Annotated in this window: 21 protein-coding genes; 11 read left to right on the top strand and 10 right to left on the bottom strand. The window is 34.0% G+C overall.

Translation table 11 applies throughout. The annotated features are described in order from the left end of the window. Positions 1 to 2: 2 nt before the first annotated feature. On the bottom strand, positions 3 to 809 hold the full coding sequence (locus BW926_RS06150) for a lysophospholipid acyltransferase family protein (RefSeq protein ID WP_076445205.1): 807 nt from the start codon (positions 807 to 809) through the stop codon (positions 3 to 5). Between the two features lie 27 nt (positions 810 to 836). Beyond that, positions 837 to 1,463, bottom strand: a complete 627-nt coding sequence (locus tag BW926_RS06145; RefSeq protein WP_076445203.1) for an NUDIX hydrolase — start codon at positions 1,461 to 1,463, stop codon at positions 837 to 839. Positions 1,464 to 1,818: 355 nt separating this feature from the next. On the opposite strand from BW926_RS06145, the gene BW926_RS06140 reads away from it, so the two are divergent. From BW926_RS06140 to BW926_RS06115, 6 genes are all read left to right on the top strand, one after another. Beyond that, positions 1,819 to 2,637, top strand: a complete 819-nt coding sequence (locus BW926_RS06140; RefSeq protein WP_076445201.1) for a hypothetical protein — start codon at positions 1,819 to 1,821, stop codon at positions 2,635 to 2,637. 163 nt (positions 2,638 to 2,800) lie between these two features. Beyond that, positions 2,801 to 3,199, top strand: coding sequence for a hypothetical protein (locus tag BW926_RS06135; RefSeq protein ID WP_076445199.1), 399 nt, complete (start codon positions 2,801 to 2,803; stop codon positions 3,197 to 3,199). Between the two features lie 10 nt (positions 3,200 to 3,209). Then, on the top strand, positions 3,210 to 3,941 hold the full coding sequence (locus BW926_RS06130; protein WP_076445329.1) for a CsgE family curli-type amyloid fiber assembly protein: 732 nt from the start codon (positions 3,210 to 3,212) through the stop codon (positions 3,939 to 3,941). A gap of 11 nt (positions 3,942 to 3,952) precedes the next feature. Beyond that, complete coding sequence (locus tag BW926_RS06125; protein WP_076445197.1) at positions 3,953 to 4,360, top strand: curli assembly protein CsgF; 408 nt, start codon at positions 3,953 to 3,955, stop codon at positions 4,358 to 4,360. 140 nt (positions 4,361 to 4,500) lie between these two features. Then, a complete protein-coding gene (locus BW926_RS06120; protein ID WP_228403409.1) occupies positions 4,501 to 5,757 on the top strand; it encodes a CsgG/HfaB family protein in 1,257 nt (418 codons plus the stop codon). A gap of 43 nt (positions 5,758 to 5,800) precedes the next feature. Beyond that, complete coding sequence (locus tag BW926_RS06115; protein ID WP_076445193.1) at positions 5,801 to 7,312, top strand: carboxypeptidase-like regulatory domain-containing protein; 1,512 nt, start codon at positions 5,801 to 5,803, stop codon at positions 7,310 to 7,312. Positions 7,313 to 7,541: 229 nt separating this feature from the next. On the opposite strand, the gene BW926_RS06110 is transcribed toward BW926_RS06115, so the two are convergent. The 6 genes from BW926_RS06110 to BW926_RS06085 all read right to left on the bottom strand — a co-directional run bounded on the left by BW926_RS06110 (position 7,542) and on the right by BW926_RS06085 (position 11,984). Then, complete coding sequence (locus BW926_RS06110; RefSeq protein WP_076445327.1) at positions 7,542 to 8,189, bottom strand: response regulator transcription factor; 648 nt, start codon at positions 8,187 to 8,189, stop codon at positions 7,542 to 7,544. Between the two features lie 227 nt (positions 8,190 to 8,416). Then, the gene (locus BW926_RS06105; RefSeq protein ID WP_076445191.1) at positions 8,417 to 8,887 is read right to left on the bottom strand and encodes an OsmC family protein; all 471 of its coding nucleotides are present in this window, start codon (positions 8,885 to 8,887) and stop codon (positions 8,417 to 8,419) included. Between the two features lie 40 nt (positions 8,888 to 8,927). Further along, positions 8,928 to 9,983 (bottom strand): grasp-with-spasm system SPASM domain peptide maturase, encoded by a 1,056-nt coding sequence (gwsS, locus tag BW926_RS06100; protein ID WP_076445188.1) that lies wholly within the window; start codon positions 9,981 to 9,983, stop codon positions 8,928 to 8,930. A gap of 124 nt (positions 9,984 to 10,107) precedes the next feature. Then, the gene (locus tag BW926_RS06095; RefSeq protein WP_076445186.1) at positions 10,108 to 11,058 is read right to left on the bottom strand and encodes an ATP-grasp domain-containing protein; all 951 of its coding nucleotides are present in this window, start codon (positions 11,056 to 11,058) and stop codon (positions 10,108 to 10,110) included. After that, on the bottom strand, positions 11,039 to 11,767 hold the full coding sequence (locus tag BW926_RS06090; RefSeq protein ID WP_143756506.1) for a hypothetical protein: 729 nt from the start codon (positions 11,765 to 11,767) through the stop codon (positions 11,039 to 11,041). Before BW926_RS06090 ends, BW926_RS06095 begins: the two co-directional genes overlap by 20 nt. 7 nt (positions 11,768 to 11,774) lie before the next feature. Further along, entirely contained in the window at positions 11,775 to 11,984 is a 210-nt protein-coding gene (locus BW926_RS06085) for a hypothetical protein (protein WP_076445181.1), read from the bottom strand. Positions 11,985 to 12,195: 211 nt separating this feature from the next. On the opposite strand from BW926_RS06085, the gene BW926_RS06080 reads away from it, so the two are divergent. Beyond that, the gene (locus tag BW926_RS06080) at positions 12,196 to 12,486 is read left to right on the top strand and encodes a helix-turn-helix domain-containing protein (protein WP_228403408.1); all 291 of its coding nucleotides are present in this window, start codon (positions 12,196 to 12,198) and stop codon (positions 12,484 to 12,486) included. A gap of 54 nt (positions 12,487 to 12,540) precedes the next feature. On the opposite strand, the gene BW926_RS06075 is transcribed toward BW926_RS06080, so the two are convergent. Continuing rightward, the gene (locus BW926_RS06075) at positions 12,541 to 14,100 is read right to left on the bottom strand and encodes an Rne/Rng family ribonuclease (protein WP_076445180.1); all 1,560 of its coding nucleotides are present in this window, start codon (positions 14,098 to 14,100) and stop codon (positions 12,541 to 12,543) included. Positions 14,101 to 14,465: 365 nt separating this feature from the next. Further along, the gene (locus BW926_RS06070) at positions 14,466 to 14,756 is read right to left on the bottom strand and encodes an HU family DNA-binding protein (protein ID WP_027388329.1); all 291 of its coding nucleotides are present in this window, start codon (positions 14,754 to 14,756) and stop codon (positions 14,466 to 14,468) included. 639 nt (positions 14,757 to 15,395) lie between these two features. Here BW926_RS06070 and BW926_RS06060 point away from each other — a divergent pair. The 4 genes from BW926_RS06060 to BW926_RS06040 all read left to right on the top strand — a co-directional run bounded on the left by BW926_RS06060 (position 15,396) and on the right by BW926_RS06040 (position 23,836). Then, on the top strand, positions 15,396 to 15,902 hold the full coding sequence (locus tag BW926_RS06060; RefSeq protein WP_076445179.1) for a hypothetical protein: 507 nt from the start codon (positions 15,396 to 15,398) through the stop codon (positions 15,900 to 15,902). 312 nt (positions 15,903 to 16,214) lie between these two features. Then, positions 16,215 to 16,565, top strand: coding sequence for an immunity 51 family protein (locus BW926_RS06055; protein WP_076445177.1), 351 nt, complete (start codon positions 16,215 to 16,217; stop codon positions 16,563 to 16,565). 378 nt (positions 16,566 to 16,943) lie between these two features. Continuing rightward, positions 16,944 to 19,781 (top strand): DNA polymerase I, encoded by a 2,838-nt coding sequence (gene polA, locus BW926_RS06050; protein ID WP_076445325.1) that lies wholly within the window; start codon positions 16,944 to 16,946, stop codon positions 19,779 to 19,781. 1,187 nt (positions 19,782 to 20,968) lie between these two features. Further along, a complete protein-coding gene (locus BW926_RS06040; protein ID WP_076445172.1) occupies positions 20,969 to 23,836 on the top strand; it encodes a M16 family metallopeptidase in 2,868 nt (955 codons plus the stop codon). Positions 23,837 to 23,854: the final 18 nt, after the last annotated feature.

The following is a 23,854-nucleotide window of genomic DNA, read 5'->3' as shown; positions in this document are numbered from 1 at the left end:
CTTTAATTATCTGAATCTTTTTGTTCTAATTTTTTAGCTTTAAGTTCTTCATCATAATTGTGTAGTAAATTGAAATCTTCTGTCTGCTCTATGGCTGTCATGATTTTATATAGGATTTCCTGAGCATTCTCTTTATCATAATCAATATTCAGAGGAGGCTTAAACTCCATGGTAGGTTTTACGCCTGTTACCTTTACGCGGAGGCCTTTTTTGTCGAACGCTCTTCGGAATCCGTTGATTTTAATTGGAATCACGATCGGACGCTGATTTTTTACCAGCTTCGCCGTACCTCTTCGTCCTTGTGCAAAAGCAGATGTAGTACCCTGAGGGAAAGTAGCTACCCAGCCGTTGTCTAAGGCTTTCATAATATTATCCACCTCACTCATATCCACCATCCTGTTGACATTTTTGCCTTCAGCCCTCCATGTTCTTTTTACGGTTACAGCCCCTGCAATTTTAAAAATTTTTGGAAGAATTCCTTTGTTCATGGTTTCTTCAGCAGCTACATAGTAAAAATCAATCTTCGGGTTAAGGAGATAGATCGGGTTTTTAATGGTATTTAAATATCCGTTGTTTACGGCACAGAAGGCATGATACATTGCAGCCACATCTGCAAAATAGGTCTGGTGGTTTGATACAAAGAGCACATTAGAATCCGGAAGATCCACAAGGTGTTCCGTACCGGTTATTTTCAATTTATTAAAGCCATTGAATCTTCTGTAAGAAACAATCCCTAAAATAAAAATAATCAGTCTTTTTAAAAAATAAGGAGTACCGAATGCATCGGTGAAAATATTTTTCTTCGCCATCTTTCAATTAAACACGGTATTGCAAAGTTACATTTTTTTCAGCAACTGGCTGAATTCACTTAATATCATAGCTGTAGCGCCCCAGATAATGTATCCGTTGAAATTAATTACAGGAACTTTATTCCCACCAGCGCTTGGAAGGACCATGATTTCCGGCTTGTCCGGCAAATTTAAAAATGAAGTGATGGGAAATTCAATAATTTCCACGGCTTCGCTCTGTTGCAGAATAAATTCTGGGTTCTTTTTCGTGTATGAAATGTACGGATATACATAAAAATTGCTTGGAGGTATATATATCGGAGACATGTCCCGTATAATTTTCACATAGTTTTTTTCGATTCCGATTTCTTCTGATGTTTCACGTATTGCGGTTTCAGCAAAATCCTCATCCCTCTCTTCGCGTTTCCCTCCGGGTAAAGATATTTGTCCGCTATGTCTGTCGTGCTCATTGATCGTTCTCTGAATTAATGGAAAATGCCATTCATTATTTTTTAAATATAAAACAATGTTTACGGCAGCAAATTTTGGATTATAAGCCAGCACTTCTTCATAGGTGAAAACAGGGCGTAAAGGTGGTGAAAAAATTCCATGAGCATTTTCTCCCGGCAATTCAATGCTTTTAATTTTTCTTAATAAATCTTTTCCAAAACTCATATCTCAAATTTATGAATTTCTTTTAAACTTTCGGGATTAGGGATTTGAGTTGTGGTTTTAAAGTTAGGTATTATTATGGTAGCATTATTCCTCTCCTTTGGAGGAGGATCAAATTTTTGATCGGGTGGTTTAAAAATAAATCTTTAAAAACTAAAAACTCAGAACCCGAATTCTGTAACTCGAATCCCAACCCGTATTTTCCCGTAATCAATTCTAATGATACCACGAAAACCAGAAACAGTGACAATTAATACCATAATCCGTGATTTTGAGAATTTACACTTTTCTCGTGGTTCGTTTGGTAGGTTTAGTTTCTACCTTTGTCTCACTATATAACCAATTAATTTTTACTAAGATGAAAAACTTACTTACAGGTGTTTTTACACTAATGGCCATAAGTTTCGCTTTTGCACAGGCAAACAGCGACATGAGTACTCAAAACGGGAATATGAATACTGCAACTGTTGATCAGACAGGTCTAATGAATAGTAACATTTTAATGCAGAACGGAAACAGAAATACTGCAGATATCGACCAGGTAGGAAGTTTAAACACTAATGATGCTGAAAGTATCGGAAATAGAAATTCAATCGACGTAGATCAATTAGGTCTCGGAAATTCAAATGAGGTAAGCCAGCAGGGAAATAGAAATGAAGCAACAACATGGCAGGTTGGGTCATATAATTCTACAGAACAAACGCAAATCGGAAGAAGAAATGAGGTAACCTCTACTCAGCAGGGTAATAATAACTCAGTATGGCAGTATCAGGACGGTAGAAGAAATAATGCTTCATCACTACAATTAGGGAATGGAAATGTAGCAGCCCAGGTTCAGGTTGGAAGGAGAAACGATGCTACTGGAGTTCAGATCGGTGGAGGTAATCTGCTGGTACAATATCAGGAAGGAAATGATAATGCTGCAACACATTATCAGATTGGTGATGATAATATTGCTTCTGCTGTTCAAGTGGGAAATGATGATTTGGCATTTGGGAATCAGACTGGGTCTAATAACCTATTAGTACAATTTCAGGTCGGAGACGGAAATACAGCTATAGATAATCAGATAGGTGATGGAAATATTGCATTAGTAAACCAAAGTGGAGACTCACATGTTCATATGGGTAATCAAATTGGAAATAATAATTCTTTAATGGTTAATCAATCAAATTAGTTACTTCTGTAATCTGAAGTCAAGGAGAAGTGTTGTATCGCTTCTCCTTTTTTTTTTGAATTTTTCATCAGAAGATACCAGAAAACCATGATTTTTAAAGGCTACCTGCAATTCGTGTTTTTTCCAGCAAACTAATCAAGTATCTTTAGTAAAAATTAATAACATGTCTAATCAGAAATGGGGTGTATTTACACTTTTGTTTTCTATATCTGTGAGCCCACAGCAGATTGATTGGGATAAGATCAACAGTAATACAATTATGAATGTTATTAGTGTTGGGAATCCTGATCCTACAGTTTCTTATTCTAATATTATGCAAATAGGAAATAACAATTATACGGGACTTTCTATTAATGCGAACACTGATATTGCTATAAAACAAGCCGGAGATTACAATACACTTCTTTATATCAATTCATTTAATCATGAGGAGACTAAAACCGTAATATCTGAACAAGGGAATAATAACATTATTGATATCACCGGAAGCAACAGTATTTCTGACGGAATGCAGATTCATGTAAAAGGTGATAATAAAACTATTTTCATAAGGAACTATTAAAATACAAATGATGAAAAACTCATACCCTTTGATTTGGTGTACTTTTTTTGTCTTCTTGTCTATCTTGGTGTATGGACAGGAGGATAAAAAAGTCACTGCAAAAATTGAAAGCAGTATGGTGGAAAATCAAATCAAATTAAAAGCAATCGTGACAAATGGTACCCCCATTTATAAAGAACTTAATTATCTTTTAATTTCCATTAAAAAAGACTTTGGAGGAAATCTTTCCAATAATAAGCAGAGCGGAAAATTTTCCATTAATCCTAACGAAGTAAAAACGCTGTCCGAGACCAATATCAATCTCGAGAAAAAAGATGCTTTGAAAGCTTTTCTTTTCATAAAAGATGAGGAAACCCAAAAGCTGATTGCCAAAGACAGTCTTGAGCTTAATAATGATCTCTTCAAAAAAAAAGTTGCAAAAATAGAAGAAGAAGTTTTCTACGAACTGAGTGGCCTTACGATTGATGAAACCAAAAGCAAAGTAGGAAAAGATTTTTATGATCTTTTTTATATCCAATATAGCCAACTTCCGGATAAAAGCAATTCTGTAGTCACTATTTCCGAGCTTCCTATTCGGGGAACCAACGGACAGATCAATGTAGAAATTGATGATAAGATCGTTTACAGCTTCCTCACAAACCCCAGTGAAGATTACCTGAAAGAACAGCTCTCAGCTACTTTTAAATATATCAAAGACTTTAATGCTAAAAAAAACTTAATAAAAAATGAATTTATATACTAAAAAAATCAGCCATGAAAGCTTTTATACTTATTCTGACTTTTGCGGGAATATTCTCTGGAAAATCCCAGCAGCTCGTGTATAAGCCAGTAAACCCTGCATTTGGAGGAGATAGTTTTAATTATCAGTGGCTTTTGAGCTCAGCCAATGCCCAAAATCAATTTGATCAGAAAAATGATTTCAGTGGATTATTGGATAACCTGAATTCCCTGGACAGCTTCAGCCAAAGCCTTAACCGGCAGGTGCTGAGTGAATTGTCAAGAAAGCTGTTTGAGAATCAGTTCGGGGAGGGAAGCATTCAGCCCGGAAATTATCTTTTTGGAACAATGTACCTGCAAATCACCACTACAGTGCAAGGGTTGCTTATCAATATTTTGGATACCTCTACAGGAGATCAGTCTGAGGTAATTATTCCGAAATAATATTTAAAAAAATAAATCAATTAACCATAACGATGAGAACTTATATCTACACCAGAATCTTTTTCTGTACCATACTGTTATGTATATTGCAGGCCTGTAGCTCCTGGCTAGGATTACCTTCTAGTCCCGAAAAATCTACAATGGGCGAAAATACAATGTATACTACAGAGTTGAAAAACATGCCTCTTCCCAAAGAGAAAATAGTAATAGGTGTTTACAAATTCAGGGATCAGACCGGACAGTACAAACCTTCTGAAAATGGAAACAACTGGAGCACAGCCGTTCCGCAAGGTACCACCACCATCCTGATCAAGGCTTTGGAAGACAGCAAGTGGTTTATCCCCATCGAAAGAGAAAATATCGCCAATCTTCTCAATGAAAGACAAATCATCCGATCCACAAGACAGGAATATCTAAAAGATGCCGATAAAAACAGCCAATCTTTGCCGCCACTTTTATATGCAGGAATTCTTTTGGAAGGAGGGGTAATTTCTTATGACAGCAATATCATGACCGGCGGTCTGGGGGCAAGATATTTCGGGATTGGTGCTTCTACCCAATACAGACAGGACCGGATTACTATCTACCTTCGCGCAGTTTCTACTTTGAACGGTGAAATTTTAAAAACGGTTTATACTTCAAAAACTATACTTTCGACAAGTCTTAACGGAAGCTTTTTTCGGTATATTGATACAGAAAGACTATTAGAAGCTGAGGTTGGCTTAACACAGAATGAGCCGGTTCAGCTTGCTGTGACCGAGGCTATTGAAAAAGCTGTAAAATCTTTGATTGTAGAAGGAATTAAAGATAAAATCTGGGGAAAATCTATAGATAATCCGGCTAATTATCAGGCTGTAATTGATGAATATGACAGAGAACAAAAAGAAAATGCCGGTAGGGCTGTTGGAAATAAATTCCCGGACAATTATAGGCAGAAATTTGCAGTTTTTGGGAATATGGAAGTTCAGAAAATTAAAGATGATTATGTAAATCCGAAGATGAATATCGGAGGAAAAATAGGATTTAAATATTTTTTAAATCCGAATTTTAATGTTGAGCTCAATTCAAGCCTTTTTATGCTTGAAAATGAAAATATTGTAAAAAGAAATTTTCTCGTTACGGAAATAAACCTTGAATATCTACTTTTCCCCAAATATAAATTCACTCCATATATCTATGGTGGAGCAGGAGCAATGTATTCAGAAATTAAACCTAAATATAAGAGTCAGTTTGGAGGTGGATTTGAATATATTTTCGCTAAAAATATTGGTTTGAGGGCTTCTTGTCAATATGACCTTGGTTTTAAAGACGATTGGGAAGGCCTTGTGAATGGAAAACGAAAAGATCAGGCGCTGCGTTTTGCGTTGGGACTTAATTTTTACATAGGAAATAAATAATCTTTTTGATTTAAACTTTTAATTATTCAAAGATTTAAAAAGTATGAAAACTTTATTAAAAATCATCAGCATATTCATCCTTTCATTCTGTTTATTTTCCTGTGACGAAGAGCTTGTAGATCAGGCACAGACAGGAACTATGAAAGGAAAAGTAGTAAAAAGAGGAACCAACCAGCCTATTGCCAATGTGAAGATATTCACATCCCCGTCAACCCAGACGGTTTTCACGGGAACGGATGGTACTTTCGAAATTACAGGAATGCCCATCGGTAATTACTCGGTAAAGGCTGAACTGACGGGTTATGTTTCCAATTATCAGGGGATTAATTTTCAAACGCGAGATCAGGTGGTAACTGTAGTTTTTGAGATGGAAGATGATGAATCATTAAATTCTCCACCTACTGTACCGAAATTATTAAGCCCGATTGACAATGCAGTCGATCAGCCTTTAAGCATGGAGCTTACCTGGAGTGCTACAGATCCTGATGCAGCCGATGTTTTAAAATATAATTTAACGATAAAAAATAACCTTAATACGAATGTCATTCAGGTAAATGATCTTACAGCGACACATTATACACTTTCAAACCTGAATTATGGAGTAAGCTATTTCTGGCAGGTTTCCGTTTCGGATGGAATTCATCCTGAAGTTCTGAGCCCTATCAGTAAATTTACTACTAATGCAGTTCCTACCAACCGCTATCACTATGTTCAGAAACAGAACGGAAATCTTGTAATTGTTTCGAGCAGTGCTTCAGGGATGAATTTTCAATTCACCAGCTCGTCTTACAACTGCTGGAGGCCTAGAAAAAATAATAATTCCGGCTTGATCGCTTTTTTAAAAACAGAAGGTGGAAGTAATCATATTTATACAGCAAATCCAGATGGATCGAATCTTTTTAAGGTGACGACCGTTCCTGTGGCAGGTTTCAGAAATGATGTGCTTGATTTTTCGTGGAGTACAAACGGGCAGGAGCTTTTGTATGCTAATTTTAATAAATTATATAGAATTAATAAAGACGGAAGTGGTTTAAGCCTTGTCTATACAACACCAGATGGAAGCATGATCTCAGAGTGCGACTGGAGTTATGACGGAAGTAAAATTGCCCTTAAAACGAATGATTTCAACGGGTACAACTCAAAAATTTATGTTATAGATATGGTTGGGAATGTATTAAAAACAATCCTTACAGGTACTTCAGGAGCAAGTGGTGGGTTGAATTTTTCTGTTGACGGGCAAATGCTGGTTTACACAAGTGATGTTTCCGGGTATCAAGATAGTTCAGGAAATTACAGGCAGCTTGATTCTCATATTTTTATTTATAATTTGACGTCCAACATGACATACGATATTTCTTTGGAAAGCGAAAAACCAATGGGAACTAATGACCTTGATCCAAGATTTTCGCCCAACAATGCACAAGTAATCTTTATGAATACTTCAAATGATAACATTTCTCAGAAGAATGTTATGGTTATTGATTTGAACGGCTCTATGACTGATCTCACTAGAGCTGTTCTCTTCAACAATGCTGAAATGCCTGATTATGAGTGACTTAATATAATTGTGAATTTTCAATAGTATTTTATTGACAATTATGGCTATTTGAGATTCTTCGGCTTTGCTCATGACAGCACTGGCAAATTATTCTAAGTAATTTACAGTTGGTATTAACGATGCCTTCCTGAGTACAAGCTGCTGAAGACTCTCTTTAAATAATAAAAAATAAAAATTCCAAACCCGTAAGTTTGGAATTTTTAGCTAATTAAAGTTGGTTAATGTCTCAATCGATAATATGGTTCTCAATGGCATATTTTACCACTCCGACTGAATTTTTTACGTTGAGTTTTAATAAAATTCTTTTTCTGTGTGTTTCTACCGTGTTTATGCTTATAAAAAGTTTTTCTGAAATATCTTTGCTACTGAGCCCTTCGCAGATAAGCTTTAAAATTTCCATTTCACGTTTGGTGAGTGGGTCTTTGATATGGATTTTGCTTTGATGCTGTTCATGGCTTATGAAATTGAGCATTTTGTTTTTGGCGTGATCACAAATATAAATTTCATTATGAAGCAATGCCTGGATGGATTTTATAAATTCATCGTAGCGGCTGTTTTTATCTAGATAGCTTTTTATTCCTTTGTTGAATAATTTTCTAATGTCTATCACATCATAATCATTGCCAATAATAATAATCTTTATCCCTTTATTATTTGAAGTGATATCTTCTATGGATTTATAGAGTTCCGTAAGAATCAGCATATTGGAACTTATCATAAGGAATTCCGGAGGGTCGTCTTTGAGGACTATAGCAAGTGCCTGTGGACAATTGCAAATATGTACGTTGGTGAATATTCCGCTTTGCTCTAAGAGTTTTGACAGCCCTTCTGTATATAACAGTGGTTCATCAAAGATGGTTAATCTTGGTCTCATCATGATTAGTTTTAATTATATAAAAATATGAAAAAAACTTTATATTTTACATAAAATAATCAAAAAAACAACATTTTTATTGGGTAAATGTTTAAAATAACTTAATATTTAATGATTATTTCGCAAATAATTCTCTCAAAGTTGAATTTTCAATGGAAAATTTAGAGTTATTTTTTTAAAATTATAGTATTTATGGTATTTTTCAGAAGGTTAAATATTTTTTGATTTTATTTAACTAACACTATGGGGATATGTTTTACAGGAAAGTTGACAGAATTAGCAATAAAACAAAATTCATTTGCTTTGTGATGAAGTTCTTCTGCTTTTTCAATCATTGAATGATCTGTCACTGTAATGTTTGGATGTAAAGTAACTTCTATAAATTGCCCACTGCCATTTTCAGCTTCCTGCATAATTCCTGTGACGTGATCCGTATATTCTGTTACAATAATCCCTGCTTCAGCGCAGAAATGGAGATACCAAAGCATATGGCAGGATGATAGTGATGACAAAAGCATTTCCTCTGGATTATATTTTGTTTTGTCACCCCTAAAAGCAGGATCGGATGAACCTTCAATAGTAGTCTTATTTTCAACGGAAATGGTGTGGCTTCTCTCATAATCGCGGTAACCGCTGGTTCCTGAGCCTTTGTTGCCGGTCCATTGGATAGTGGTTTTATAGTGGTGGTGTTTGTTCATAGGTTGATTTTTGTTGAAAATAAATACTTATTCTTAATTATTATTTATCGAACCTATAATATTTCATTGCTTTTTGCTTCAGTGGATTTGTGCTCCATTCCTGCCATTCTCCGGTGTAGGGATTATAACCACACTTTAGAGGTTTTGAAATATCAAGTCCTTGATCATTTGTATGAGTTTGTTCCGTATAGGCTCTACAGTCTGTACATATATAGCGGAATTCACAGTCTTTACAAACTTCTACTGAATCTTTTGTAAGGTTCCAGTATTTTTTAAATTCTTTATGATTTAGTGCTTCTTCCAAACTTGTATCTTTAATGTTTCCAAAACTTTGTGGCATGGATGGGCAGTTTTTGATGTTGCCATTAATGTCTATTGATATTTTACCACCAAGGCAAGAATTAAAGCAAAAAGATTCATTATACATATAAGTATTAAACGAGAAATACTTAGGGGTTACAATTCCACAATTTTTAAAAGAAATATTTTCTTTAGAGTAAATTAAAATTAATGATTCAGAATTAATTGTTTTCTCAATGGGCGATGAACTTATAAATATTTGTCCTAAAATTGGATAATTTACTCCAAGATTTAACCAAGTATTTTCATTTAATTCTTTATTATATAGTGATAAAATAGACACAAATGAGATTGATGTTATATTAATAATCTGATTAAGTATATCATTCAATTCATTTATATCTATTTCTTCATAAAAGTTAATATGTAAAGCATCAATGTTTAAATCTTTTAGTTGATAAATTATATTTTTACTTATTTTAGAAGAGAACTCAATTATAAAATTGTTTGAAGGTTTATTAATCTTATTTTGCTCAACGTATAAAAATTGATTTGCTTTATCAGTAATAAACCCAAAGTCATTTTCCACTAAAAATTCTAAATAAGAATCAAAAATAGAAATACTTGCATCTTCAATTTCATTTTTTACCTCATTAATTGATTTACATTCTAAATCTTTGATTATTGTATATAAACTATTGGGAATGTCATGATAAAAATTTCTTTGAGTATCTATGATTATTGATTTAACATTACCCTTTACTATTTTACAATTTGTAAATAATTTAAAGTACATTTCCTAAATAATTTTCAATACGGGTTTATGGTAAGTTCCTACAAAAATTTTTTTATTATTTTTTGTAATTGCTTTTAAGTTATTAACAGGAATTTTTTTTGCTTTCTTCAAAACTATGGAACTATCAATCTTCATAATCATTTTTTATTAAATATTTTGCTATATCTGATTCAATATTTAATCCATAATCAGCCATTCCTCCAAATTGTCCTTGTGGATTAACTTCTAGAAAGTAGAATTCTCCATTAGAATCTTTAATTAAATCAATTGATCCAGTGTCTAAATTTAAACATTCCATAAAACCAATTAATTTTAATTTTATATCATTTGGTAACTCATACTTCATAATTCTATCAGGGTTTTTAAAATCATAAACCCTGTAATCCGTATTGGTGTTATAGTTATTTGTTGAAAAGATTGCATAGCTGTAAAATTTTTTTAAAAAATAGAATATTCTTATCTCAATATTCTTTTCAATATTTTCTTGAAATAATGAAGGGAAAAACAATTCATTTTGATTGTCAATATCTTCTTTTCTGACGATAGTTGTATAAGTTGAATACAAATCTTTTTCGACTTTAAAGACGTATGAATCACATATGTTTTTTGTTATAATTTTTTCTTTTTGAGCAAAATAAAAATTATTAAGAAAGATATTATTATTAATGATTTGAGTATCGGGTATTTTCAAACCATACTCAAATGCTTTTTTTAATTGATGTGCCTTAGAAGGATATGGATTAATATATTTTGGAATATTTAACCACTTTTTAGTGGGTAAATTTATCATGAAATATGATGATAATGTTTCAAATTCTTTTTTTAAATATATTTGTTCATCAGGGTTTGTAGAAAATTCAAAATTAATATTTAGCCATCGTCTTGACCAAGTAATATTAATATCTTCAAATTTTTCATCTCCTAATTTAATAATTTTATTTTTCACATCTATTAACAAAGGCTTTTCCAGAAGATCAATACCGTAAATAACTTTAAAATTTGCAGTTTCCTTTTCTAGTTCTTTAATAACATTTTGTGCTGGATGGTCGAATTTTTCAGTTAGAATCAGAATCATTCAATGTTTTGATTAATTTAAATTCGATATTTTTATCATTGATAGTAGTAAAAATCATACGTACAAAACCATACTTTTCATTATAGTGGAAAACAGAATTTGTTTTTCCTATATTCGGAATAGTTGTAGTTGCTTGAATTTCTATACATTCAATTTTTTTATCTCCTAATATAAATTCTACAGGAGTTTCTGATTTGGTATAATTACTTGTAGAGGTCTTAAAACCCTCCCATGTTACCCATTTTTCATTTCCCCATTCACTTCCAAAAGTGATTGACTTTATCCACGTTTTAGAATTTTTCTTATAATATGGGAAAGCATTTAATTCTAGGATTCTAAAACTCTCAAATCTTGGTGGATGTATCCATGTCAGATCACTTTTAGTAATTAAGCCTGTAATCTCATCATGTATTTGAATAACTTTACCATTTTCTAATTTTTCAAAACTTCTTTCACATTCATCTATAGATTTGCAATAATCATACGAAATAGCAGTTTGTGTGGTCATTAACATTTTTGAATTTCCAAATATTTCTAATCTCAGAATTTTATTTTCTGAAATACTGCTATCAGTTATTATTTCATATAGTCTAATAGTCTTATCTGCCTTACTATCATTTATTACTTGTCCAAATGAAAATATATTGATTAACAAAAAAGTAAAAGAGAGGAAGCACATTGTGTTCCTCTTTAATGAATTAATGTTCATAATAATTTTAATCCCAATCAAGACTAATATTATCTCCACTTGATGTAGAAGTTCCATCTGGATAAATATCAAGATGACAATTGCCTGTACATGTTTGAGTTGTTGGCGCCCACGATGGAGCTACATATCCACCAGATCCAGCTAATACAGTTTTATTTTTTTCATTGTTTAATTGGAATTTCTTTAGCTTTTCTAAACTTTTTTTCTTTTTTTCCATAATTCGAATTTTAGTTCTATGCCACTATTGACAAACCAAAAATATCAAACAGCTTTGAATTAAACATAAGTTTTTTATGTGAATTTTATGTGAATTTCAGCACATTAATATTATATTTGTATCAGCACAAAAGAAACATAATGATAAAACAAAAATTGATTAAAGTTCGAAAGGCAAAGTACACTCAACAAGACATGGCTAAATATTACATATGACTCAATCACAATATCAAAGAAGAGAAAAGGGAGAAATCAAAATCTCAGATGAAGAATGGGAACGTATGGCAAAAGCTTTAGGGACGACTGTAGAAGAAATTAAGGAGGACGAATCTTTAATGCATCAAATAAATAATTATGACAATCATTCCGGTAATTATTCGGCAAGTAATAATTATTTCTACAATATCCCGGAATTTATACTTGAAAATCAGCAGGAATATATCAATATACTAAAAAAAGAAATTGAATCTTTAAAAGAAGAAATTAAAGCTTTAAAATCTTAATAAAATATAAAAAGGCTATCTCAAACATGAGGCAGCCTTTTTTAAAATTTCGTATCAATTAGAATATCCGATCAATTCTTCTTTTTTCGAATTATAAATTCTGTATTCTAAGTATTTAAAAGAGTCCCTTGGGATAACGGTTACCCATTTTTTGTATTTCATGAACCATTTCATCTGGAAGCTGTTGATGCCCTTGGTAAGGTAAGCTTCTACAAACGGATGTACATGCAGGTAAAGCTTTCCTTTTTCCTTTTGCATGATGGTTCTCAGGGTTTCACCCATTCTTTCTACGATCACGATCGGAGCGACGATTTCTCCGTCTTTATTCGGGTTTTCTTCTTTGGTGTCTATCTGTTTTTCCGGGCGGTTCCTTTGTCTGGTGATTTGTATCAATCCGAACTTGCTCGGTGGAAGAATCTTGTGTCTTGCTTTGTCGCGTTTCATTTCTTCCTTCAGATGTTCATACAGATCTTTTCTGTGTTCAGGGTTTGGCATGTCTATAAAATCGATCACAATGATTCCACCCATATCACGGAGACGCAATTGTCTTGCGATCTCGGTGGCTGCCATTTTGTTCACTTTCAGTGCGTGTTCTTTATTGACAGCGGTTCCGGTTGTGATATTATTTCCGGAGTTTACGTCGACTACATGCAGTGCTTCGGTGTGCTCTATAACGAGGTAGGCGCCTTTTGAGCTCGGAATGTTGACGTGTTTTCCAAAGCTCTGTTTGAGTTGTTTTTCAACATTATAATATTCCAGAAGAGGAATATGCGAGTTGTAAAAATGGACAATGTTTTTTCTTTCGGGAGCTATCACTTCCAGATAGTTCTTCATTTCATTCACCATTTGTTCGTCGTCACAGGTGATGCTTACGAAGTCCTGGTTGAAGTTATCCCTTAAAATAGCTGAAGCTTTGTCATCCTCGCTTAAAACTCTGAACGGAACTTTATTTTTCTGTATATTTTTAAAAGTGCTTTCCCATTTCTGAATCAGCTGATTCATATCATTGTGCAGGTCGGCTACTTTTTTCCCTTCTGCTACGGTTCTGATGATGACCCCGAAACCTTCAGGTTTGATGCTTTCGATCAGGGTTCTCAATCTTTCTTTTTCCTCATTGCTTTTCACTTTTTTGGAAATAGAAACTTTATTGTCGAAAGGGATTAAGACTAAAAAACGTCCGGTAAGAGAAATCTGGGTAGATATTCTCGGTCCCTTTGTAGAGATGGGTTCTTTGGTGATCTGTAGTAGAACAAGGTCATCTTTTGCGATTACTTTGTCTACGGTTCCGCTTTTATCTATTTCGGGCTGTATCTCAAAATTTTTTAAGCTTGAAGTGCTTTGTTTTTTAGAAATAGTATCTTTTAGAAATTTTCTATAGGTAAGATACTGTGGGCCTAAGTCTTGATAATGCAGGAAAGCATCCTTTCCATATCCGATATTTACGAATGCGGCATTAAGATTGGGAGCCAGCTTTTTTACTTTTCCGATAAACAAATCTCCAACTATAAAATCGCTTTTGTCCTCTTGCTCATGAAGTTCACATAGTCTTCCATCTTCCAGCAGTGCAATCTTTGTAAGATCATCTTCATGCGAAACTATTAGTTCTTTCTTCATTTTGTTGTTAGATAAAAATTTTTAAGATTTTTGGGGAATGTCATAGCTATGGTGGGGATAATTTTTTTAAGTTAATAAATACTTTTTAAAGAATAACACTTTTTGTTAAAAAAATAAATACCAATGTATATTCCTGCGTAATCTTATAGATTTAAAATAAAATATAGTCGGTGAACCTTTAAAATTTAAAATCACCAACTATATTATTATATTGTAGATCTCGAAAAAAGAGATTATTTTTTCTTGTGTCTGTTCGCTCTTCTTCTTTTCTTTCTTTTGTGTGTTGCAACCTTGTGTCTTTTTCTTTTCTTTCCGCTTGGCATAATTATAATTTTTTAGTAACTAGTTAATATTCAGTTAATGTCTTATTTTACGGTAACTTTCGTTTTTACTTTCTCCACAAAAGATTTTGATGGTTTGAAAGCAGGAATGTTGTGTGCAGGGATTTCAATGGCAGTGTTCTTAGAAATGTTTCTTCCCGTTTTCGCTGCTCTTGTTTTAATGATAAAAGATCCAAAACCTCTAAGATAAACGTTATCCCCATTATACATAGAAGTTCTGATTTCTTGCATAAAAGCTTCTACAACTTTCTGTGTCTCATTCTTTTCTGTTCCCAACTTATTTGAGATGGTGTTTACCAATTCTGCCTTTGTCATTTCCTTTTTTAATTTTAAATTTTAGGTGTGCAAATTTAGTTAAAAAAATTGAATATTAGCAAATTAGTGGTAAAATATTTTTTGATAAAGAGTTGAAAATAGAATGTTTAATTTGTATTAATATTGTGTTAACTCGGCTTTATATGCTAGAATTATAGTATCCTTCTCTACACAGAAGCAGATGAGGTGTAGTTTTGTTTTCAACCCAAGTTTTTCCGTAAGGCGGTTGATATATTTGTCAATCGTTCTTTTGTTGAAATAAAAAACCAATAATCATATAAAAATGACTATTGGATTGAAAAAAGTATTCAATCGACTACAACAAAAATATTACCGAAGACAGAAATTACGTCAACGGCCTTAAATATAACGAATGCAATTATTCATCGAATGGCCAGGTTGATAAAGTTGAGAAATATAAAATGGATAAGGTTATAAAAGTTTTTTATTCTTTAAAAATATTAATTAAATCAAACTTAAAATATTGTGATTTGAATGTATAATTTATTTTTTGTTGAAAATAATAATAGTGATTTAAATATCATATATTTTTATTTATTTTTAAAGTTGGCAAGTCTATTTTAAATTTAAAATTTTGGCATTTATATTGTTGCGATTCAATAACTGTAAATAAAATTTATGATTAGAAAAAATATTATCAATCTTTGTCTTGTTGCCAGTCTCTCCGTAATTTCCTGTAAAAAAAATGAAACACGTCCGGAAACAAAATCTTCAGATTCATTTTCTGTTTCTCAGTCTATGAATGCTGATACAGATTCAGCAAAGAATTCAGATTCGGTGACAACAAAATCTTCTGATAAAGAATCAGCAAAAGCAGACTCTGCTAATGTTGCAAAGAGCTCATTTGAAGGTAAATATGTTGGTACAAGTCCTTGTGAACCAGGAAGGTTCTCTATTGAGATTAAATCTGAAAATGATCAGCCTAAATTCAAAATATTTGATAAAGCCAAAGTAATTGCCTCTGGAAATGCTTCTATAGGAAGTGACGGGACTGTTTTGATGGGCGAAATCGGTGCACAAATCACTGGAGATAAAATGTTGATCCAAAATATGGGTAATTCTATGAATGCTTATCAGCATTTTGATTGTCCGGAAAAATATCTGAATTTCATTAAACAGAAATAGATTTTTAAATTTTTTTAATAAAACAGCATACAATCTTTTTGCGTGCTGTTTTTTTATTAAATTATTTATTAATTATAAACCCGTTGTACATTAGACTTTAAAAAGAAAAAGTTACTCATTCTATAGTGTAGGATTTGATATTGAGGAAAACTATACCCAGTGGGAGATTTTTCTGAAATTATTTCAGATTCTGGAAATTGGATTTAAAAATTTCATCAGTTAAAATTAATTTGAAAAAGTTAATTAATGTTATAAAAAATCTCCCAAAACAGAATTTTATTATCTTTAATAAGGAAATAAAATTACTAAAGTATGGAAGCGTACAACTTTGAAACAACGATTAAACCCTTTTTTTGGGTAGCCTCAGAAAAAACGTATTCAGTATGTTTAAATGCAGGAACTTACAAACCGGAAATTTTCGAATGGAGAAAAGACGAAGGCTTTGAAGGAAACGGGTATGATTGGTCATCTTTGGCAAAAGTTTTCATCAGTGAGAAGAAACCCGCCATGTCTGATGACATCAAGTTTGATCCTGAAGCAGATATGTTCTGTGCCTATTCGTCAAACCCGGAAGTTCTCAAAGAATTTATTACAGATTTTAAAAAAGCCTGCGAAGACGAAATGTTAATTCAGGATCTATTCTCAAAAGCAGAATTAGATTAAAATATTTAATACAAATGAAAGCCCTGTAAAGAGGCCTTTTTTCGGAACTATTTCACGCTTTCCGCACTCGCTATTTTCTTGGTTTTGGTGCGGGGTGGGCCGAAGGCCCACCCCGCACCAAAACCAAGAAAATGAACTCAAACAAATGCTTCAATCGCGACTGGGAAAATGAGACCGTGTGCCAATTCCGTAAAATAAAAAGCTGACGATTTAAGTATTCAGCCTTAGATTATTTATTATACCATTCTGTCAAAAATATTTTGAATTTTCGCCAGAGGCTGTCTCCTATGTTTGCAAAGTCAAAACTTGAGATTGGTTTCTTATGTTTTAAGGCAAAAGAAAAGATTGTATTTCTTATATTTGTTCTTTATGGAAAATATGGGCACAACACAAGATAAAAGGCTATTTCTCATCGACGCTTATGCGATGATTTTCAGGGGATATTATGCATTGATCAGGAATCCGCGGCTTACCAGCAGAGGATTGGACACTTCGGCGATTTTTGGATTTACCAACTCTCTGATAGAACTGATCAGAAGAGAAAAGCCAACACACCTGGCGGTGGTTTTCGATGTTGGGGAGGCCAGTGTGAGAACAGGTGATTTCTCTGATTATAAGGCAAACAGAAGTGAAACCCCTGAAGCCATTAAAATTGCCATTCCATATATACATAGGATTTTGGAAGCAATGCACATCCCTATTTTGGGTGTTGAAGGTTATGAAGCGGATGATGTGATCGGAACCATTGCCTGTAAAGCTGAAAAAGAAGGCTATACAACCTTTATGGTGACACCTGACAAAGATTTTGCGCAACTGGTTACCGATAAGATCAAGATTTATAAGCCAGGTCTAAAAGGAGGGGACATAGAAATTTTAGGCGTTGAAGAAGTAAAAGCCAAATATGAAATTGAAGATCCGAAGCAGGTGATCGATTTTCTGGCGATGATGGGGGATGCTGTTGACAATATTCCCGGGCTGGAAGGGGTTGGTGAAAAAACAGCCATGAAATTCCTGAAAGAATTCGGAAGCATTGAAAACCTGCTGGCCAATACAGATCAGCTAAAAGGAAAGCTTAAAGAAAAAGTAGAAGCCTCTGCAGAACGGGGGATTTTATCTAAAAAATTAGCAACCATCATCTGCGATGCTCCCATTGAATTTCATCAGGAGCAATATGATCTTGAAACACCTGATTTTGAGAAAGTAAAAGAAGTTTTTGATGAGATAGAGTTCAGAAGACTGTATGAAAATCTTTACAGAGCTTTTGCTTCGGCAGTGGTTACTACGGCCATTACAGAAATTGAGGTGACCGTTACAGAAACCACACCGCAGCAAAAAGTCGCACAGGCAGTCGGCCAGCTTGATCTTTTCGCAACCTATGAAGAGCTAGATCAGGCCACTTCCACAAAATCAACCATAGAACAGAACGATCATCTGTATCATTTTGTAGCCAATCCGAAGGCTCATAAAATATTGGTAGATAACTTGCTACAGCAGAAAGTAGTATGCTTCGATACCGAAACTACCTCTCTTAATGAGCTGGAAGCCGAATTGGTGGGAATGAGTTTTTCTTATAAAAAAGGCCTCGCTTACTACATACCTCTTTCTGAAGATAGAGGTGAAGTACTTCAGACATTGGAAATTTTCAGGCCATTTTTTGAGAAAGAAGATCTAGTAAAAGTAGCCCATAATTTAAAATTCGATTATAAAATCCTGAAACAATACGGAATTACGGTAAAAGGAGCCATGTTCGATACCATGATTGCCCATTACCTTTTAAATCCGGATGGCAGACACGGAATGGATTATCTTTCAGAAGTTTATCTTAATTATAAACCTGTTTCCATTGAAACCATAATCGGTAAAAAAGGGAAAAATCAGGGTAATTTCAGGGATGCCGATTTAAGGACACAGACAGATTACGCGGCGGAGGATGCAGACGTCACTTTCCAGCTGTATGAGCTGTTTGCACCTCAGTTAAAAAAAGAAAATTTAGAAGATTTATTCTTCAGTATTGAAATGCCTTTAATGGAAGTTTTGGCTAAAATGGAGCTTGCTGGAATTTCCCTGGACGAAAAATGGCTGGCTCAGGAGAGTGTTGATCTGGAGAATGATTTAAAACAACTGGAATCAAAAATTTTTGAGCTTTCCGGAGATGAATTTAATATGAACTCACCGAGGCAGTTAGGGGAAATTTTGTTTGAAAAAATGCAGCTCGACCCAAAAGCCAAAAAGACAAAAACCGGACAGTACGCGACCTCGGAAGATATTCTTCAAAAGCTTGCTTCTAAGCATGAGATCATCAAGCATATTCTGGAATACAGAACATATCAGAAGCTGAAATCAACATATGTAGATGCTTTGCCGTCGCAGATTGATAAATTTGATAACCGTGTTCATACCAATTTTTCGCAGACAACGGCTGCAACAGGTCGTCTGGCAAGTGTAAACCCGAATCTGCAGAATATTCCGATCCGGACATTGAGAGGGCAGCAAATTCGTGGTGCGTTTGTTTCAGGTGAGAGAAAAAAGATCATTTCTGCTGATTATTCGCAGATCGAGCTTCGTCTTATCGCTGAAATTTCCGGTGAAGATAACATGATCAAGGCTTTCCAGGACGGTGAAGATATCCACGCTTCTACAGCTGCAAAATTGTTTAAAATTCCGCTGGAAGAAGTCTCAAAAGTCCAGAGAAGCCAGGCGAAAACAGTAAACTTCGGGATTATTTACGGGCAGGGCGCTTTTGCACTAGCTGAGCAGACCGGCTTATCCAGAACGGAAGCCAAGCAGATGATCGAAGCTTATTTTGAAACCTATCCTAAGCTGAAAGAATACATGGCGGAGCAGGTAAATAAGGCTCGCCAGCAAGGTTATGTAGAAACGCTTCTAGGAAGAAAACGACATTTGAAGGATATTAATTCCAATAATTTTGTAGTTCGCGGCCATGCAGAAAGAAATGCTGTGAATGCACCGGTTCAGGGAAGTGCAGCGGATGTAGTGAAAATTGCGATGATCAAGATCCAGAAAGAGTTGGAAAAAGAAAAACTGCAGACAAAAATGCTGCTGCAGGTTCATGACGAATTGGTTTTTGAAGCTCCAATCGATGAAATTGAAGTGGCTACCAATATCATCAAAATGGAAATGGAAAGCGCCATTGAAACGCAGGTTCCTTTACTGGTAGAAGTTGGAGTAGGGAATAACTGGCTGGAAGCGCATTAATTTTATCAAGTATAATTAATAAACCCTTTTATAACTTTTAAGGAATTTGTTGAGTGAATAAATCACAACCTAACAGGCTTTAAAACCTGTTAAGTTTTTTTGAACCGATAAAAATAAGATAGTTTTTTTATTGAATCATAAAGAATAATCAACAGTAGAATATTTTTCAAAAAAAAAAATTAAAATAAAAAACTTCCAGTAATACCGGGAGTTTTTCTGTTTTTTACGTAAATAATAATTCATTAAATATTAAAATAATTCTACATTTTAAAAAATATAATTAAATTAATTTCTAAGCGTAAATATTTCATTATCAATGGCTTTTTGTTATTTTGAAAAAATATAGTATGTTTGCTGAAAATTAATTCAAACACAAATGAGACTTTTGAAAATTGCGCTTCTACTTGCGCTTTGTTTATCTGTTTTATCTGCTGTTGTATATCTTGCAATTTATCTGTTGTCACAGGCATACGGTTAGCCGTTCAGCATACTCCTTTTTTATAGTGGGAGGTTATTGGTTTTGATAGAAACTTCCGCAATTAGCGGAAGTTTTGCTTTATATGGCTTAAATTTTTAGAATCTACTTAAAAAGAGAATAGACTTAATTTGTTTAGGTTCAAGAAAATTAAAAAAACTTTTAAAATAAATTACCTGATTTCAATTGCCATTTTTGTTATTTATATGAAATATTTAATTAATCAAAATACTCTATCCCGCCTAGATAAATTAAAGAGAAGCGATACATTTTCCACAGAGACAGGTCTTGGAATCTGCTCATGAGAGGATTCAGAGATTAACTCCCCGGAAAGAAACACTGCGGGTAACATTTTCAAGAACAATTGCGGAGTTTACTTCTCCGGTATGAAGGTTCAGGAAGGTTGAGATTATGTTTTTTTTGATATTAAATATATTTTATTAATGATAAAAATAGTTGTAAAAAATTTAAAATTTTATATGAAAATAATTGATTTTTAGGATGTAAAAAAGATATGATAGAACATTGTTTCATCATGCTTTCTGCTAATATACATTTTAAAATTTAATTTCAAAATATCTCAGATTGCAGGATAATGTCCTGCCAGGATCTAGTACTTGAATAGATTTAAATAAATTTAAAATGGAAAGATTTTCTTTCGATTCCTTACATTTGTAATGCATTCTGTTTTTAGAATGAAAATAAGTTATTTATGATGGTAAAAAGATACAGCGAAACAATTCATACAGATAAAAGCAATTACGAATACATCACTATTTCTCACGACGAAAATAAGGTAAGAATTTATACTTTGAAAAACGGCTTAAGGGTTTTTCTTGCTCAGAATTTTGACGCTCCGAGGATTCAGACTTATATTCCGGTGAGAACAGGAAGCAATAATGATCCGGCTGACAATACAGGTTTGGCGCATTATCTTGAGCATATGATGTTTAAAGGAACCTCAAAAATCGGGACTCAGGATTGGGAGAAAGAAAGGGAATTATTAAATCAGATTTCTGATTTATACGAAAAACATAAAACCGAAAATGATCCAGAAAAAAAGAAAAAAATTTATAGAAAAATAGACGAAGTTTCTCAGGAAGCCAGCCAGTATGCTATCGCCAATGAATATGATAAGGCCATTTCTTCCTTAGGTGCTACGGGGACAAACGCCCACACGTGGTTCGATGAAACGGTTTATAAAAACAATATTCCCAACAACGAGCTTGAAAAATGGCTGAAAGTTGAAAAAGAACGTTTTTCTGATCTGGTTTTAAGGCTTTTTCATACAGAATTGGAATCGGTTTACGAAGAATTCAACCGAGCGCAAGACAATGATACAAGGCTGGTGCAATATGAATTAATGGACGCCCTTTTCCCTACCCATCCCAACGGGCAGCAGACTACGCTGGGAAAGGCAGAGCACCTGAAAAATCCTTCTATGAAGGCTATTCATGAGTATTTTGATGAATATTATGTTCCTAACAATTATGCAATGGTCCTGGTGGGCGACTTTGATTTTGAAGAAACAATTCAGCTGGTAGATCAATATTTTGGAACAATTCCGTATAGGGAATTGCCGAAAAAAATGCAGGTAGTTGAAAAACCGATTACCGAAATTGTAAAAAGAACAGTGAAAAGCCCGACCACTTCAAGGGTTCAGCTGGCTTGGAGAACCGAAAGCTACGGCACGAAAGAAGCAATGATGGCTGACGTTGTTGTGAATATCCTGAGCAACAGAGGAGAGGCCGGGCTGATGGATTTAAATATCAATCAGACTCAAAAACTGCTTTGGGGGCAGGCCTTTTCAGTGGGATTGAAAGAATATGGCTATTTCTCAATCGTTGCCGTTCCTAAGGAAACACAGACGCTGGATGAAGCAAAAGATTTGGCTCTGGAACAAATTGAGCTTGTAAAAAGGGGTGAGTTCCCAGATTGGATGCTTCCGGCCATCATCAATGACTTTAAAGTCCAGAGAATGAAGATACTGGAAACAGCGGACGGATTGGCAACTAATCTCTACGATACCTACATAAAAGGCAGAACCTGGGAGCAGGAACTGAACGAAATGGATGAATATGCTGCATTTACAAAAGAAGATGTTGTAGCTTTCGCGAATGAATTTTTCAAGGATAATTATGTGATTATTTATAAGGAAAAAGGTGTCAATGACAAGCTGATCAGGGTAGAGAATCCTGGAATTACACCCGTCAAAATTAACCGTGAAGCACAATCTGAATTTTTGCAACAAATTTTAGCCGAAAAAACAGAAGATATAAAACCGGAATTTATTGATTATCAGAAAAAAATAAAAACAGTCTCCGTTAAAGATAAAAAATTAAGTTTCGTTAAAAATAAATATAATGACATTGCACAGGTTCATTTCATTTTCCCTTTTGGAAGTGATCACGATCGCGAATTGGGGATTTCCACTCAGGTTTTGCAATACCTAGGGACTGAAAAATTTACACCGGAAAATCTTAAAAAAGAATTCTTTAAAATCGGGGTTACCAATGATTTTAAAACCACCAATGATCAGCTCACCATATCTTTAACCGGTCTGGAAGAAAATATTGAAAGGAGTATTGAGCTGCTTCAACACTGGCTGTATGAAGTGAAACCGGATCAGGAAATTTATAACCAGTTTGTAGATACCGTATTGGAAAACCGTGCAGTGATGAAGAGGGATAAGGGAAGGATTATGACTGCATTAACCAATTATACCAAATTGGGTGAGTTTTCTCGCTTTACGGATATTATTTCGAAAGAAGAGCTTGAAACGAGTAGGGTGGAAATTTTTACGGATAGAATGAAAAAATTATTCAAATTTCCATATGAGATATTTTTCTATGGAAAAGATTTTGAAAATTTTTCATCATATATCGGGAAATACATTGAAAATGCAGTGTGTCAGATTCCGGAGCCTAAGGAATATCCGGAAAGAGAAACTAATGGAAATGTGTATTTTACCGATTATGATATGGTTCAGATGGAAATGAGCAAAGTGGGAAGAGGACATTTGGTTAACACTGAAAACTTTGGGAAAATTAATGTTTTTAATGAATATTTCGGCCGTGGTCTGTCTTCGATTGTCTTTCAGGAAATCCGTGAAAGTAAGAGCCTCGCGTATTCTGCCTATGTTTCTTATGCCGCTAATTCTGAACTTAATCATCCTGATTATATTACCACCTACATTGGGACACAGCCGGATAAATTGCAGATCGCCGTTGATACAATAACTGAACTAATGACCGATCTTCCAGAAGTGCCGATCCAGTTTGAAAATGCAAGAAATGCAGCTTTGAAACAGATTGCCTCCACAAGGATTACAAGAACGAATATTTTCTTTAATACCTTAAGATTGAAAAAATTAAACATTCATCACGATTTCAGGAAAGATATTTATAAGCAGATTGAAAGTCTGAAGTTTGAGGATCTGAAAGAATTTTATAATAATTACGTAAAATCAATTCAATTTAATACAGCCATTATTGGGAAAAAAGAAAACCTGAATATGGATGCTGTTCTTCAAATGGGAACATTTAAAGAAGTAAGCCTTAAAGATATTTTTGGACATTAATAAATGGTATGGAGATGC

It is taken from the genome of Chryseobacterium sp. RU37D (assembly GCF_900156075.1).
Lineage (GTDB): Bacteria > Bacteroidota > Bacteroidia > Flavobacteriales > Weeksellaceae > Chryseobacterium.
Note: the sequence above shows the minus strand (reverse complement) of the source record. Positions and strands in the feature narration are given on the sequence as shown.